The following is a 15,879-nucleotide window of genomic DNA, read 5'->3' on the forward strand; positions in this document are numbered from 1 at the left end:
ATGAAAAGAACGATCCTTACCCTGGCATGGATAACCACAACGCTGATCTCCTGTACGGCGCAGCAAAAGCCAGTGACATCTCCCGATGACCCGCAAGTTGCTTTTCCCGGCGCAGAAGGTTTTGGCCGCTATGCCACCGGCGGCAGGGGAGGAAAAGTCTTTATTGTCAATAATCTCAACGATGCAGGCCCTGGCAGTTTCCGCGAAGCTGCCTCGGCCAAAGCATCGCGCATCATCGTATTTGCCGTATCCGGAACCATCCACCTCAACACACGCCTCACCATAGCCGGTAATGTAACGATAGCCGGCCAATCGGCTCCCGGAGATGGCATCTGCCTCGCCGATCAACCAGTCAATTTCGGGGGCGACAATATCATTATCCGCTTCCTCCGGTTCAGGATGGGCGATAAATACCAAAAGGGCGGCATGGTAGACGGCAATGGTGCCGATGATGCGCTTGGTGGTACCAAAAGAAAGCACCTCCTCATCGATCATTGCAGCCTCAGCTGGAGTACCGATGAAGTGATGTCGATCTATGCCGGCGACAGCTCTACGCTGCAATGGAACCTCATTGCCGAACCGCTCAATTACAGTTATCATTTCGAAACAGGCGACAAAGACTACGAGCGCCACGGTTATGGCGGTATCTGGGGCGGCAGGCACTTATCGGCCCACCACAACCTGATTGCGCATTGTAATAGCCGTACCCCCCGCTTTGATGGAATACGCAACGCTCCCGAGGAAAATGTGGACTATCGCAACAACGTCATTTACAACTGGGGCCATAACAATACACACGCCGGTGAAGGTGGCCGCTACAATATCGTGAACAACTACTACAAGTATGGCCCCTCTACCGGCAGCAAAGTGCGTTTTCAGTTCCTGAATCCTTTCAATCGAACCGATATACCGTATGGTAAGTTTTATGTTGAAGGTAATTATGTAGATGGTTCTACAGCGATTACAACCAACAATTGGTTGGGCGTAAAAGTAGGTAATGGCGGTAAAGACGACGAAGGACAGGCAAAGCTCGATCAGCCAATTGCTATAGTGCCAGTGAATACACAAACTGCTGAAAAAGCCTATGAACTGGTATTGCAGCAGGCAGGCGCTATACGCCCTAAACGCGATATCATGGATCAACGAATTATCCGCGATGTGCAGAACAGGACCGGGGGATTTGTCGACGTGCAGGGGGGCTTTCCCCACGGCACCGCCTACGAGCTAACGGTCACCGCCTGGCCGGCATTGCAGGCAACCGCTGCACTGGTCGATAGCGATCAGGATGGAATGCCCGATGCCTGGGAGAAGAAGCACCAACTCAATGCGGCCGATGCACGCGATGCAAGCGCCTATACATTGAACAAAGGATACACCAATATCGAAATATACCTGCATGAACTGGCACAATAAGATATCCGTACGTAGCCTCGCTGTATATGCGTTCTTACTGATGGCATTCTCGATGCCACTGCGTAAAAAGATCACCGTTTACCTGATAGGCGACTCCACCATGTCCATCAAACAGGTAAAGGCTTATCCCGAGACGGGCTGGGGGGTACCCTTCGTATATTTCTTCGATTCTACCGTTACTGTCGACAACCGCGCGCAGAACGGACGCAGCACCCGCACCTTTATGGCAGAAGGTCGTTGGAAACCCGTGGTCGATAACCTGCAGGAAGGCGATTATGTGCTGGTGCAGTTTGGCCACAACGATGAGGTAAAAACAAAAGCCAGTTATACGACCGAAGAGGAGTTTAAGAAAAACCTGACCCAATATGTGGAGGATGCCCGCAGCAAAAAGGCCATACCGGTATTGATCACGCCGGTTGCCCGCCGCAAGTTTGATAGTGCGGGACGTATCGAAAGTACGCACGAACTTTATTCCGGCATTGTTCGCACAACGGCCAGGGAGCTGAATGTGCCACTGATCGACCTCGATAAAAAAAGTCAGGCCCTGCTGCAGTCTATGGGTGTTGAGCACTCGAAGCTGCTATTCCTGCAACTGAAGCCTGGTGAGCATCCCAACTATCCGCAAGGCAAAGACGATAATACACATTTCAATGAACTGGGTGCGAGGCTAATGGCGCAGCTGGTACTGGAAGAAGTGAGAAACCTGCAACTTGAACTGGCTGATAGGATCGTGAAGCCCCCGGTTAAATAAACAAGGCCTGTTGTGCCTGCATGGTGATCATACCCCCGTAACCGCCAATCAAACGACTGCTATGAATAGAACTTATACCCTTACAAGGTATCACTCAATCCTATTGTCCAAACTGGTTGTTTTGCTGTGGTTGCTCGGCAGCTGGCAATTGACAACCGCGCAAACCATTGCTTTTCCGGGTGCGGAAGGCGCCGGCCGCTTTGCCACAGGTGGTCGCGGCACTGCAACACAACCCACACAGGTATTTGAAGTAACCAGCCTGGGCGACGACAATACACCCGGCACCCTTCGATATGCCGTATCAGCATCACAGACTACCTATCCCCATCGTACCATCGTGTTTCGCGTGGCTGGTACCATTCACCTTACAGCTAAGCTCAATATCCGCAGCAATACCACCATTGCCGGACAAACAGCCCCCGGAGGCGGCATCTGCATCGCCGACCATCCCGTCGTCATCAGCGGCGATAATGTGATCCTTCGCTACGTGCGCATCAGGATGGGCGATCGCTACCAGGATAAAGGAAAGGTCGACGGCAGTGGCGGCGATGATGTGCTCGGTAACCTCGGCAATAAGAACATCATCATCGATCATTGCTCCATCAGCTGGAGTTCCGACGAATGCCTCACCATATACAGAGGCGATAGTGTAACCATCCAATGGAGCATTGTTTCGGAACCACTAAACTACTCCTACCATTTCGAGGCCGGCGGTACAGATTACCAGGAGCACGGATACGGTGGTATCTGGGGGTCAAAAAGAGGTTCGTTTCACCACAACCTCATTGCCCATGTAAAAGGAAGGGCGCCACGCTTTGCAGGCAGCAGTACCTATGCGCCTGCAACCGCGGGAACTGAGAATGCCGATTTCCGCAATAACGTGATCTATAACTGGATATCGTATAGCACCAATGGCGGTGATGGCGGCAATTACAACGTGGTGAATAATTACTACAAATACGGCCCCTCCACCTCAACCGGCAATTCGGCCGGCATTCCCATCCGGTACATGATCATGAACCCCTCCAAATCCGACCTGCCTTATCCGAAAGTTTACCTCAGTGGCAACTATGTGGATGGTTCTACCGACATCACCAGCAATAATTGGAAGGGCATCGCTATGTCGGGCAGCTCACTGGCAGATACAGGACTATCCAAAGTATTGCAGCCATTCGATATCGCACCGCTCAACATGCATTCTGCGACAGATGCATACCAACTGGTGCTGCAAAAAGCAGGCGCCTTATTACCCGAGAGAGATACGCTCGATCAACGCATCATCAATGATGTGAAGAATCGAACCGGCCGGGTCATCGATGTACAGGGAGGTTTTCCGCATGGCACACCCTATGCGCAAACGGTGAATGCCTGGCCCAATCTCGCGGCCGGTACACCACTGGCCGATGATGATCATGATGGCATGCCCAATGTATGGGAATTGGCGCGTGGGCTCAACCCCAATGATGCTGCCGACCGGGCAACGGTCAACGCCGTTGGTTATACCAATCTCGAAGTATACCTCAACGCCATCGAACCCGCCACCGCCAAAGCTGACCTGGTGGTAGCGAAAGACGGCAGCGGTCACTACACCAGCCTGCAGGCGGCCATCGATGCAGCCCCCACCGGCCGTACCACCCCTTTCATCATTTACATAAAGAATGGGATCTATAAAGAAAAGATCAATATCCCATCCAATAAACCATTCATACACCTCATTGGTGAAAGCGTAGGCAATACCATTGTTACCTGGGACGACTACAGCGGAAAAGTGGTGGGTGGCACCACGATCGGCACCAGCACATCCGCCACCATCACCATCAGTGCGGCTGATTGTCTGGCCGCCGATATTACCTTCGAAAATGCCACTGGCTATACCGGCGACGGACCGCAGGCGCTGGCCATCAACGTGAGCGGCGACCGTTGTGCGTTCAAAAACTGCCGCTTCATCGGAGGCCAGGACACGGTATTGGCCAACGGCACCGGCAAACGACAATACTTCAGGAACTGTTACATCGACGGCAATACCGATTTCATATTCGGTTCGGCCATCGCCGTGTTCGATTCCTGCGTCATTCACCCGCGCGACCGGGTTGACGGTGGTTCAGGTGGATATGTAACGGCCGCCAACACGCCGCAGGGGCAGGCCTATGGATATGTGTTCCGCGACTGCCGCCTAACGAAGAACCGCGGCGTCACTAATTATACACTCGGCCGTCCCTGGCAAAACGATGCCAGCAGCACCGATGCCAGCAGGGCACACAACAAAACAGTATTCATCAATTCGGTGATGTCTGCGTCCATACGTGGGGAAGGATGGTCGGCCTGGGATGCCAACACCAATACCAGTGTAATAACCTATGCCGAATACAAAACAAAAAAATGGGATGGTACGCTGGTAAGCACCGGGCAACGGGTTAGCTGGTCAAAACAGCTAACCGATGCCGAAGCTGCATCGTATACCTTGTCCTCGATATTTGGCAGCTGGGATCCCTGCGCCACACTGGCCGGGATCTGTTCACCGCAGGCTGTTCAGCTGGCCGTGTCGAATATGCGCGTACAGCGCGGCGCCTCGCAATCAACCCTCAGCTGGAACCTGAGCTGGCCTGTTGCCGATGTTAAGTATGACCTGTACCGCAGCACCGATAGCATACAGTTCAGTAAGATCAATGAAATAATGGGCGGCGTAGATTCAGTAGTTGCATTCAGTGTCACTGATGCTTTGCCGCAAACAGGGGTTACTTATTACTACTTTGTACAGGCATCCCGTGCCGGCATGGAGTCGCACAAAAGTCACATCGTATCGGTCAATACCCTGAAGCCGCTGAACGGCGAGTTTCGTTCGGCAGCCTCCGGCCACTGGACCAATGCAGCATCAGGCAATGGCAGCAATGCAGCGTCGGTGTGGGAGAAATATACGGCAGCTACCGATACATGGGAACTGCAACCGCTGGGCACGGCTCCCAATGCCGTGAACGTTACAATCAGGGCAGGCCATACGGTGATACTCGACGGATTGAAGAATGTCAACAACCTCACCATCGAAGCGGGAGGCGTATTGAAAGGCAATGGCGCTTACGGCGGCAGTCCGGCCCCACAGGCCTTGCGCGTAGGTGCGGGCGCAGGGGCGGGAGTCGTTATTCGCAATGATGGCTTGCTGGGTGGCGATGCCAGTCCCGATGACTTGATCATCCTGGAGTTTACGGCCAACTGCGCCAGCGTTTTGGTCACCGGATCGGGCGTTACGAAGATCACCCGGCTGCGTCCGCTGTATCCCAACAGCAATCCGCTAACGGTTACATTCGACCAGGACATGAGTCTTTCGTACAACAGCGGTGGTTTCACCGCTTATTACAACAATGCAGCCAATACAACGAGCGAAAACTTTACCTATATCATCAATGCCGGGAAAACGATTCGCATCACCAATGCTGCAGGCTCTTTCAATGCCACGCCCAACCCTACGCCCAATCCAGGTGGCAGGTATACCTACCTCATCAACGGCACACTCGACCTCAGCGCCACAACGGCGACCTCTCATGCCGTTCCGTTTTCTGCCAACGCCAATTCGCTGGTAGCCATTCGCGTTGGAAGCACCGGCCTGTTGAAATTGGGTACGGGCTTTAATACCGTCAATAGTGCACCCGGGGCTGCAAACGGAAAAGTGGAACTATCCATTGCCAACGGTGGAATGGTGGATGCAACGAAAACCACCAACTTCAATCTCGGCACGAATTATTTTATCACCGAAGGCAGCGGAGCGCTCCGGCGCGCAGTAGCTGCCACACCGGTGGTATTTCCGCTGGGCACTGCAGCTGGTACACCCAACCCGGTGAGCATCGCCAATACCGGCACGGCGGATAATTTCACCGTGCGGGTGAAAGCTTCAATTGATCAGGCGCCCCCGGCTCCCCTTCATACACTCGGCACTCAATGGAATATTACCGAAGAAACGCCCGGTGGTTCCATCGTTGAACTTCGCCTTGGGTGGCTCACCAGTACACAACCCACCGCATTCGATGCAACGAAGCCTGTATATGCCTTGCGATATAATGGAGCAACCTGGAAGCAAACAGCGGCAACACTTGCCGGCGCAGGCACCGAGGCCGATCCTGTGTATGCAACCGCAGCAGGGATCACCGAGTTCAACAACTTCATTGTTTCCAATTACTATTCAACCCTGGCCGCTACCGGCTCGCTGACCGCTTTTGCCCAAACCCACGGCACGCCTTCCGCAGCGCAAACCTATACCCTCAAAGGAACCAGCCTCACCGGGGATATCAGGATCACACCCACCACAGGTTACGAAGTATCTGCCAATACGACCAATTGGTTCAATAGTACAACGCCGCTGGTCATCGCGCCCGTTAACGGAGCTGTGAATGCAACTGTTTCGGTGAGGCTCAATGCTGTATCGGCAGCCAGTTATACGGGCAACCTGGTGCATAGCAGTACCGGCGCACTCCCTGTAACCGTAGCCATAACGGGCACCACGGTGGGTGCTCCTGCTATAACGCAGAGCGGCAGTATCGTTGGGTTCTCTCAAACATTGGGAGCGCCATCGGCCCCGCAAACGATCACCCTTGCAGGTCAAAACCTCATCGGCAAACTCTCCATTGCGGCACCTGTACATTATGAAATATCGGTGGATGGGGTAACCTGGGCCGGCAAAGACAAAACCCTCGAATTTACGCCTGCCTCCGGTGCCGTGACCGCCAGGGATATCCAGGTGCGCTTGCATGCCAGCGTTACAGGTCCTCACGACGGAGCTGTCATCATAGCCAGCAGTGGCCATGCTGAGGTGCCGGTATTGCTTTCCGGCAATACCATGCCGGCTTTCAGCATCACTCCCAATCCTGCGCACGACTGGCTGGTTGTTTACCACCCCAGGCGTTATACCATCGGCAAATTGTACATCTATAACACGAATGGCCGCCCAATGGGTAACTATTATACACGCACATCGGCCAACAGTACCACGATCAATATCAGCGCACTGCCTGCCGGCGTATATTATATAGAACACCGGGTGCAAAACGAATTGTCGACCATGAAGTTCATCAAACTATAATCGGTGGGATAGTACGGGATAGCTGCACAGCTTTAAAAACGTACTTTGCCCGCTTCACGAATGGATAGCATGCGATCTATGATAAAAAGCTTTTACCTCCTGTTGACCCTGCTGCTCTTAGCATCCGTTTCAATAGCACAGCCCACTACCTATCCTTCGTCATTCACGGTGGCGCAGGATGGCTCGGGCCAGTTCAAAACCATACAGGAAGCGGTTAATGCCGTGCGCGACTTGTCACAACAACAGGTTACCATCTTTATCAAAAAGGGAGTTTATCGCGAGAAGCTCGTCGTCCCGTCCTGGAAATGCCGCATCTCGTTGCTGGGTGAAAGTAAAGACAGCACCATCATCACCCATGCCGATTATTCGGGAAAAACCTATCCGGGCGTAGATCCGTACGGTAAGGACAAATACAGCACCTACACTTCTTACACGGTATTGATACAAGGCAATGATTGCACGGTCGAAAATCTGACCATCGAAAATACAGCGGGCAGGGTAGGGCAGGCAGTCGCCCTGCATGTGGAAGGCGACCGGTGCATCATCACCCGTTGCCGCCTGCTGGGCAACCAGGATACGCTCTACACCGCTACCGAAACGAGCCGGCAGCTTTACCGCGACTGTTATATTGAGGGCACTACGGATTTCATATTCGGTGAAGCCACGGTCGTGTTTGATCGCTGTACCATTAAAAGCCTCAGTAACTCGTACATTACGGCGGCCGCCACCACGCCCCGGCAGGCGTATGGCTTTGTCTTTCTGCATTGTACGCTCATTGCCGATACGGCAGCCAAAAAAGTGTTTCTTGGCCGGCCCTGGCGCCCATATAGCAAAACGGTTTTCCTGTACACCCATATGAGCGGCCATATCAACAAAGAAGGGTGGGACAACTGGCGCAACCCCGACAACGAGAAAACTGTATTGTATGCGGAATACCAAAGCGAAGGTCCTGGTGCACAACCAACTCAACGGGTAAAATGGTCAAAGCAGCTCACGGCAAAACAGGCAAAACAGTTCACAATAATGAACATATTTGGCAATTGGCAACCAGCTGATAAGCCAAAATAAGTCGATAATATTGTACCATTATGAAATCGTTGATTTGTAGCTCACCCGGACAGTTTGAATACCAGGAAATACCCGCACCACAACCAGCCCCGGGGCAGGCCCTCATACGCATTCGCCGCATTGGAATTTGCGGCACTGATCTGCATGCCTTTGAAGGAACTCAGCCATTCTTCAGTTATCCGCGCATCCTTGGTCATGAACTGGCAGGCGAACTGGTAGATGCAGGAGGAGCAGCAGGGTTTGAAAAAGGCGAAACAGTTTCTTTTATCCCGTATTTCAATTGTGGCACTTGTATCGCCTGTCGCTGTGGCAAGACGAACTGCTGCACCGATATCAAAGTATGTGGCGTGCACGTAGATGGTGGAATGGTAGAGTACCTGTCTGTTCCTGCCGATAAACTGTTGCATGGCGAAGGTCTTTCATTTGAAGCGCTTGCGCTTGTAGAGCCGCTGGCTATCGGCGCGCATGGCTTGCGCCGTGCAGCTGTAGAAGCCGGAGAGTTTGTGCTGGTAGTGGGTGCAGGCCCCATTGGGTTGGGCATCATAGCACTGGCCGCCATCGCAGGCGCACAGGTCATCGCGCTCGATGTGAATGAGAACCGGCTTTCGTTTTGTACCCATAAACTAGGCGTAGAGCATACCATCAATGCCGCCACACAAGACGTCATGGAACGGCTTAAACAGATCACTAATGGCGATATGCCGACGGTGGTGATCGATGCCACCGGAAATGGGAAAGCCATCAACAACGCTTTTCAGTATATGGCGCATGGAGCACGTTATGTATTGGTAGGGCTTCAAAAAGGAGATATTTCCTTCAGCCATCCCGAATTCCACAAACGCGAAGCGACCCTCATGAGCAGTCGCAATGCAACACGGGAAGACTTTGAACACGTGATACGCTGCATAAAGAACAATCAGATCGATCCGCTCACTTTTATAACCCATCGGGTAAACTTCGAGCAAATCAAAGAGCAGTTTGCCGGTTGGCTCGATCCTGCCAACGGGGTCATCAAAGCGATGGTGTCTATCAATTAAAAAATCAGTTCACAATAACCTGCTATGCGTTTTCCGGTTGCTACACTTGCCATAGCCTGCATACTGAGTCTTAGCCAGGCCGCCATTGCGCAAAACGTTACACCTGTTTCACAGGTGTGGGTACCCGACAATGGCAATGGAACTTATAAGAACCCGGTCATCGATGCCGACTACTCGGATCCCGATGCCACACGGGTAGGCGATGATTATTACCTCATCGCTTCCAGCTTCGATGCAGTGCCCGGATTGCCCATCCTGCATTCCAAAGACCTGGTAAACTGGAGCATCATAGGCCATGCCCTGCACCGGCAGCCGCCCTTCGATCACTTTGCCAAAACACAACATGGCAATGGCGTGTGGGCGCCTGCCATTCGTCATCACAACGGCACGTTCTATATCTATTATCCCGATCCCGATTTCGGCATCTATGTAACCAAAGCCACCAATATCCGCGGGCCCTGGACCGATCCCGTACTCGTGGAAGCCGGCAAGGGATTAATTGATCCCTGCCCTCTCTGGGATGATGATGGAAAAGTGTACCTCACGCATGCCTATGCCGGCAGCCGGGCAGGCATCAAAAGCGTGATCGTGGTGAAAGAGATGAACGCCGCGGGCGACAAAGTAACCAGTACCGGCGTACTGGTGTACGATGGCCACGCCACCGATCCTACGATAGAAGGCCCCAAAGCCTACAAACGCAACGGTTATTATTATCTCTTTGCACCGGCAGGCGGAGTTGCTACCGGCTGGCAGCTGGTGTTGCGATCAAAACATATATACGGCCCCTACGAACGCAAAGTAGTAATGGACCAGGGCAGCACCTCCATTAATGGTCCCCACCAGGGCGCATGGGTACAAACACCCACCGGAGAAGATTGGTTCCTGCATTTCCAGGATAAAGAGGCCTATGGACGTGTAGTGCACCTGCAGCCCATGAAGTGGGTCAACAACTGGCCCGTGATCGGGGTCGATAAAGATGGCGATGGCAAAGGCGAGCCCGTGCTGGTGTACAAGAAACCCAACACCGGAAAGCCGCAGCCCCAATCCACACCGGCAGAGACCGACGAATTCAACGGCCCGGCCCTGGGCCTGCAATGGCAGTGGCAGGCCAATCCCAAAGCCACCTGGTCATTCCTTGATCCTTCACGAGGCGTGTTGCGCCTATTCTCCGATAAAGTACCCGATTCGGCAAAGAACCTGTGGGAGGTGCCCAACCTGTTACTGCAGAAATGGCCCGGCGAGTCATTCGCGATGAGCACCCGGCTAACCTTTACGCCCAACCCAAAACTGGAGAACGAAAGAGCGGGCCTGCTAGTCATGGGACAGAGTTATGCGGCCCTCACGGTAAAGAAGAAAAAAGACGGCATCTGGCTCGTGTACAATACCTGCAAAGAGGCGTTTAAGGGAACGGCAGAAACCGAAAAGGAACTGGTAAAACTGGGCGACAGCAGTGTTACAGTAACCTTAAGGGTACAAATACTACCTGGTGCATTGTGCCGTTTTGGATATAGTGTTGAGGGAAAAGAGTTTACAGATATCGAAACGCCGTTTAAGGCCGAGCCCGGCCGCTGGATCGGTGCTAAAACGGGCCTCTTCTGCACCCGCCCGGGGCAGATCAATGACGCCGGCTTTGCCGATTTCGATTATTTCCGCGTTACCAAACCCTGATGGCCGGTAACGTTTGCGTAAATAAAAAAAGGATAGAGAGGAAGAATTACCGGTAATCTGCCTACACTTGTCGGGACGATTGTAAACCTATGTCCCATTGCTTGCGCCCCATACAGGATTCCATCTGTAAAGGACACGAACCTGCCCTTACCGAGCTATACCGCTTATTCAGCAAACGCCTGCATCATTTTGCCCGCGCCATTACACGCTCTCCCGAACTGGCAGAAGAAATAGTAGAAGATGTGTTTGTAAAACTGTGGACCAACCGGGCCCGGGTAAACGATATTGAAAACCTCACCGTATACCTCTACGTTGCTACCAAGAACCAGGCTTTGAATGCCGTATCCCAAAAAGCACGCTCCCTCATACAAGCGCCTTTCGACGATCTCGACATAGAGACCGGCGATATGGCTGCCGACCCATATAATGAACTGGTAACGGCCGAGATCATGAAGAAGATGCAGCAAGCAGTAGAGAACCTGCCTCCCCGCTGTAAGATCATCTTTAAATTGGTTCGTGAAGACGGTTTAAAACACCGCGAAGTAGCGGAAGTATTGAACATCTCCATTAATACCGTCGATGTGCAAATGGCCATTGCCATCAAAAAGATCTGCACAGCCCTCGGTATCGACCGCAACCTCCGGCAGGCCGATAAAGCAGCACGCACGAACGGCAAAATGCCCGATGTAGCGCTTTTGTTGTTCATCGTGGGTAATGGACCGCTCCTCTGAGCGCGATCCTGACCACAACAAAAGCAATGAACCGCATACGCTGCTAGGGCGATACAACTACTTCCCCCGAACCCTTTGTTTTTACGAGGGTGGCATTCCCTTTGCCCGGCACCATTTTCACATTCCTGATGGTGGCTCCCTGTACATCATCGAGGAAAATGGCATAGCGGCCATCGGGTTGCTCATATCCAAAAGAACAATGCTGGATGGTCAAAGCCTGCGCATGCCTGGCCCACAAACCATAGGAGGGCTGCACTTTAAGGTTGGAAGCATTGTATTGACCAACGCCCAGTTCGGGCGGCGTTTGTGCGGTATCCGATAAAGGGTTACCGCCCTTTACCAGCACATGCACATCGGTGAAAACGATATTGTTGACATAGCCGGTATGTTTTCCATTGGGTAACCGGAAATCCAGTTTGCCCGCTACCTGGTCAGCGTCCGGCAGCTTATAACCAGCAATGATGGGGGATGATCTTTTCTGCGAACCGTCGAAGGGTTTCCAGCGCTTGCCGCCATACGAGCTGCCGCTGTACACTTCACGTACATCGATACCGTTGATAAGAATATTCTCTACCTGACCAATGTTTACATTTTTTACCAGGAGCTCGTTGTGCTGCTCTCCGTTTTCAGTGAAGGAATATTTGCCCACATCGGCGCCCAGTATACGGCCCCGGTTGGAGATCGAAATAAAGAATGGCGCCGTGGCCCGTAACATTTGGGAACGGGAATGAATGCTGCCGGTATGACCGCAGTTGAGGTGAACATCTTTGATATGTCCGCCATCGTTGGTAGAAATGGAGAAACCGGCTTTATTGGCCCCCAGCACATAGATATTGTCTACATGCAGGTCCATAATGTCATCGGCCGTTTCCGAACCGATCTGGAACAAATTGCAGTTGGTATCGCCGATAATATTCCGCACGATATATCCTTTTGCCGGGCGCGTAAAACCCAGTGAGCAATCAGACCCAGGTTTAATGATGTCATCCGAGCTTACCCTCGAATAGATATTGATCGCCCTTACATCGTTGCAGCCCATGAAATCATAAATGTCCCGCACATTGCCGTTATGGGCGCGCGAGAAATAACTGTTGTGCACGTAGATGCCATCGGTACCGGTGGCCAGCAATACAAAGTGACCACCACGGTCGATCTGCAGCATGTTGTCAATATTGACATCCTTGCTGCCATCCTTCCGGATATAATACGGTTCGTCTTTTTCAGCATCATACCACAGGTCCTCCGTTCGTTGAATACCGCCGATCTCGATATTCGTACAAAGCTTGAACACGAACATCTTGTCGCCCCGGTTATCCGGCGCATTGTTCATGACCCGGTCGCCGGTAACGAGGTTGCCATCGCCAGTGATGCGTCCGTTGCCGATGATCCTGATATTGTCTTCCCGCTCGGCGAAGAACATTCCATTCCGGAAATAATGGTGGCCCACATCCTGCTTGGTCAGATAATTCTCCGGGTCGGCATAAGGTCCGGGATCCGTAGGCGACAGGCCCGATCGATATTTCTTATCGCTGAACCAGGTGGTCTCCGGTGCATCGGTTCCTTTCAAAGCTTTTACAGTAGCGTCTTTATCGATAAACAACCATACATTACTGCGCAGGTGAACTGTACGTACGGAATAGACTCCTTTGCTGAACAATAACACACCACCACCCAGGCGATGGATAGAATCGATGGCCTTGTTGATCAACTCCGTTTGGTCATCCTCCGCCGATCCGCTTACACCAAATGTTTTGATATCTTTTTTGCCGGCGAACCAGGAGGTAATATTCGAAACACCTTTATGGCGGCCTTCTTTTACCTGCAGCCTGAAATGATAGAGCTTGCCGGGAGCCAGCGCCTGAACAGTAGCTATCCTTTTTTTTGCGTCGAGTACCCCACGGGCTGCCAGCCAGCTTTTTCCGCCATCGATAGATTGTTGCAATTGAATGTTGGAAGCGGCGTCGCCGGCAGTCCATCCGAATTGTACCGTGGTAAGGTCCGTCTCTGCATAAGCGGCCTTGTTATTGATGATGCGCGAAAGATCGGAGATGCGATCACTGGTTGACAACACAGCCGATTCCTGCGCACTGCCGACGCTGCTCAAAACCGCCGGGCTTGCCGTGGTATAGCTGGCACGAAAGAGATATAAGCCGGCTTTTGTAAGTCTTACGGCTTTGAACACCAGTTTGAGATCAGTCCCATTGGCGGGTCGCAGATCAAGACCGGTGAAATGAAGCACCGAGCTGCCATCGGCCTGCCGCTCAATAGTAACCTTGCCTACCTGCGAATAGGAATAATTGGTGCCCACCCGTCCGATGGATTGGGTGGCGAGGTCCTTCAGCAACACATCGCCCCGGCCGATCACATTGACTGTAACATTATTCATCGATACGTCGATACCGGCAGGAATATGGATGCGAACGCGGGCGTCGGGGCTGCGCTGGCCGGCCGTATAATACAACGTCAGTGGGGCGGTAGCACCGAGGGTCATCGTACCACGGTCAAGCACGAGTTGACCGTTGAGGGCTGCCGGACGTACAATAATATGATAGGTGCGTTTTTGAGACGGGTTGATGCCTTGCAGCACCAGGCGGTCGCCGCTAAGCAGCGAACCCTCCTGCTTTGATTTTCCAAGTGCGTCTTCTACACTATAAGTAGGGGTAGTTCCGTTACAGGAAACGATTTCCCGCAACAATCCCTGTACGCCCGGGTTGGTGGAAATAAGTCCCTTATCCTCCGGCGTATCGACCGTAAAAGCGTAGGTGCTGCCCCCGGCAACGACAATGGTGTCTTTTTCGATAGAGAGTATATGAGGAGCTGCAGCAGCCTGCCGTACGCACAGGCCAGCGGGACGTTTGGTTTGTGCCGATGAGTCGGAAAATGCGCTGACAAGGCCTAAAAAAAGGGTGATGAATCTATACATATCCTGGATTGGTGATGATCCGAAAGGTACAGGCAAAGCGTTCGGCCTGCGTCAACTAAATTGTCAAAATCATCAATATAATTGACGTGCAGCAATTTATTCCGGCGCTGGTGGCAGACTACCATGTTAAAAACGCCGGACAACAATGAATTTTAACACTTCGTCCTTATATTTAACTTCTATACAGCGAATTATGGTAGATCAGGTAAAAATGGAAGAAATAGTTGCGGCGATCCGGGCAGGTGAAAAAACAGGCATAGATGACGGTATAGATCTATGGACCTTCAACGCGGCACCGGCTCATGAAAAGGAGATGCTGGGCAGGCAATACCTTTCCCTGGCCGAAAATGTAAGCCAGCAATACCTCTACCGGCGGACCGATGATGCGGTATCGGCCGAAACCCGCCTTTATTTGATCGAAGAAAACAAGATATCCCTGCACAACTACTCCCTGCGGGAGCTGATCAACAAAAAGGAAATTATCAAAGTGGCAGCTGCTATGCGCGAAGGGCAGCTTAAAGAATACCAGTCCTGGCTCGATCAATACGCTGGTTGTCCGGGATGCCTGTATTGGATCACCCTCGAGCTTTCGCTGGCCGTGTACGACGAGCGCGCCCCCATGGAATGGGACGCCATCAGCCAGCAGTTGTTCAAACAACTGGCCGAAGGCGGCGACGCCAGGGCCTGTCACGAATTGGCCAACCACTACTACTTCAATACATCCGAAAAAGACGAAGTGATAAAATGGCGGCAACGCGCCATCGCAGAAGGCGAATCGGAAGACCTTAAGGAACTGGCCGATTTCATCATCGACGAATACCCTGAAAAGATCGTCATTGCCCTCGATACCTTACACTCCATGCAAGAGAACGGCCTTCACATGGCCTGGGCCTGGTGGAAGGAAGGGCATGTTTACACCCAGGGGATCGGCACGGTAAAACCCGATCCGGCAAAAGGCTTCGCCCTCATACAAAAGGCCAGCGAACTGGGACTTACTGTAGCCAAAGGCGATCTGGCCTACCACTACCACAAAGGCATTGGCGTGCCCAAAGACCTGCACAAAGCGCTGGAATTACTGGAGGAAGCCAATGAGGCATCACGCACTTTCAATAATCAGCAGTTTTATAGTCCCGATGAAGAAGGGGAAGGGCCCGTGGAAGAAGGAGATTACGAGGAGCAGATCGAAATGATCCGGAAAGAACTCGATCAGTAAGAAGATA

Annotated in this window: 9 protein-coding genes; 8 read left to right on the forward strand and 1 reads right to left on the reverse strand. The window is 52.4% G+C overall.

Features of this window, described 5'->3' with window-relative positions; translation table 11 throughout:
• From P2H89_RS14020 to P2H89_RS14050, 7 genes are all read left to right on the forward strand, one after another.
• Positions 1-1,413 carry a pectate lyase gene (locus tag P2H89_RS14020; protein ID WP_275827786.1) on the forward strand — a complete coding sequence of 471 codons (1,413 nt, stop codon included), beginning with the start codon at positions 1-3 and terminating at the stop codon, positions 1,411-1,413.
• Positions 1,397-2,164, forward strand: coding sequence for a rhamnogalacturonan acetylesterase (locus P2H89_RS14025; protein WP_275827788.1), 768 nt, complete (start codon positions 1,397-1,399; stop codon positions 2,162-2,164). Before P2H89_RS14020 ends, P2H89_RS14025 begins: the two co-directional genes overlap by 17 nt.
• A 61-nt stretch (positions 2,165-2,225) precedes the next feature.
• Entirely contained in the window at positions 2,226-7,232 is a 5,007-nt protein-coding gene (locus P2H89_RS14030; RefSeq protein ID WP_275827789.1) for a pectinesterase family protein, read from the forward strand.
• A gap of 78 nt (positions 7,233-7,310) precedes the next feature.
• Entirely contained in the window at positions 7,311-8,300 is a 990-nt protein-coding gene (locus tag P2H89_RS14035; RefSeq protein WP_275827791.1) for a pectinesterase family protein, read from the forward strand.
• 20 nt (positions 8,301-8,320) lie between these two features.
• The gene (locus P2H89_RS14040) at positions 8,321-9,337 is read left to right on the forward strand and encodes a zinc-binding alcohol dehydrogenase family protein (RefSeq protein ID WP_275827793.1); all 1,017 of its coding nucleotides are present in this window, start codon (positions 8,321-8,323) and stop codon (positions 9,335-9,337) included.
• A gap of 24 nt (positions 9,338-9,361) precedes the next feature.
• Positions 9,362-11,005 carry a glycoside hydrolase 43 family protein gene (locus tag P2H89_RS14045; RefSeq protein ID WP_275827795.1) on the forward strand — a complete coding sequence of 548 codons (1,644 nt, stop codon included), beginning with the start codon at positions 9,362-9,364 and terminating at the stop codon, positions 11,003-11,005.
• An 89-nt stretch (positions 11,006-11,094) separates the two neighbouring features.
• Positions 11,095-11,736, forward strand: coding sequence for an RNA polymerase sigma-70 factor (locus P2H89_RS14050; RefSeq protein ID WP_275827797.1), 642 nt, complete (start codon positions 11,095-11,097; stop codon positions 11,734-11,736).
• A 43-nt stretch (positions 11,737-11,779) separates the two neighbouring features.
• Here P2H89_RS14050 and P2H89_RS14055 read toward each other — a convergent pair whose 3' ends face one another.
• On the reverse strand, positions 11,780-14,659 hold the full coding sequence (locus tag P2H89_RS14055) for an endopygalactorunase (protein WP_275827799.1): 2,880 nt from the start codon (positions 14,657-14,659) through the stop codon (positions 11,780-11,782).
• 193 nt (positions 14,660-14,852) lie between these two features.
• On the opposite strand from P2H89_RS14055, the gene P2H89_RS14060 reads away from it, so the two are divergent.
• A complete protein-coding gene (locus P2H89_RS14060; protein ID WP_275827802.1) occupies positions 14,853-15,872 on the forward strand; it encodes a hypothetical protein in 1,020 nt (339 codons plus the stop codon).
• Positions 15,873-15,879 lie beyond the last annotated feature (7 nt).

Source organism: Paraflavitalea sp. CAU 1676, assembly GCF_029223285.1.
Taxonomy (GTDB): domain Bacteria; phylum Bacteroidota; class Bacteroidia; order Chitinophagales; family Chitinophagaceae; genus Paraflavitalea.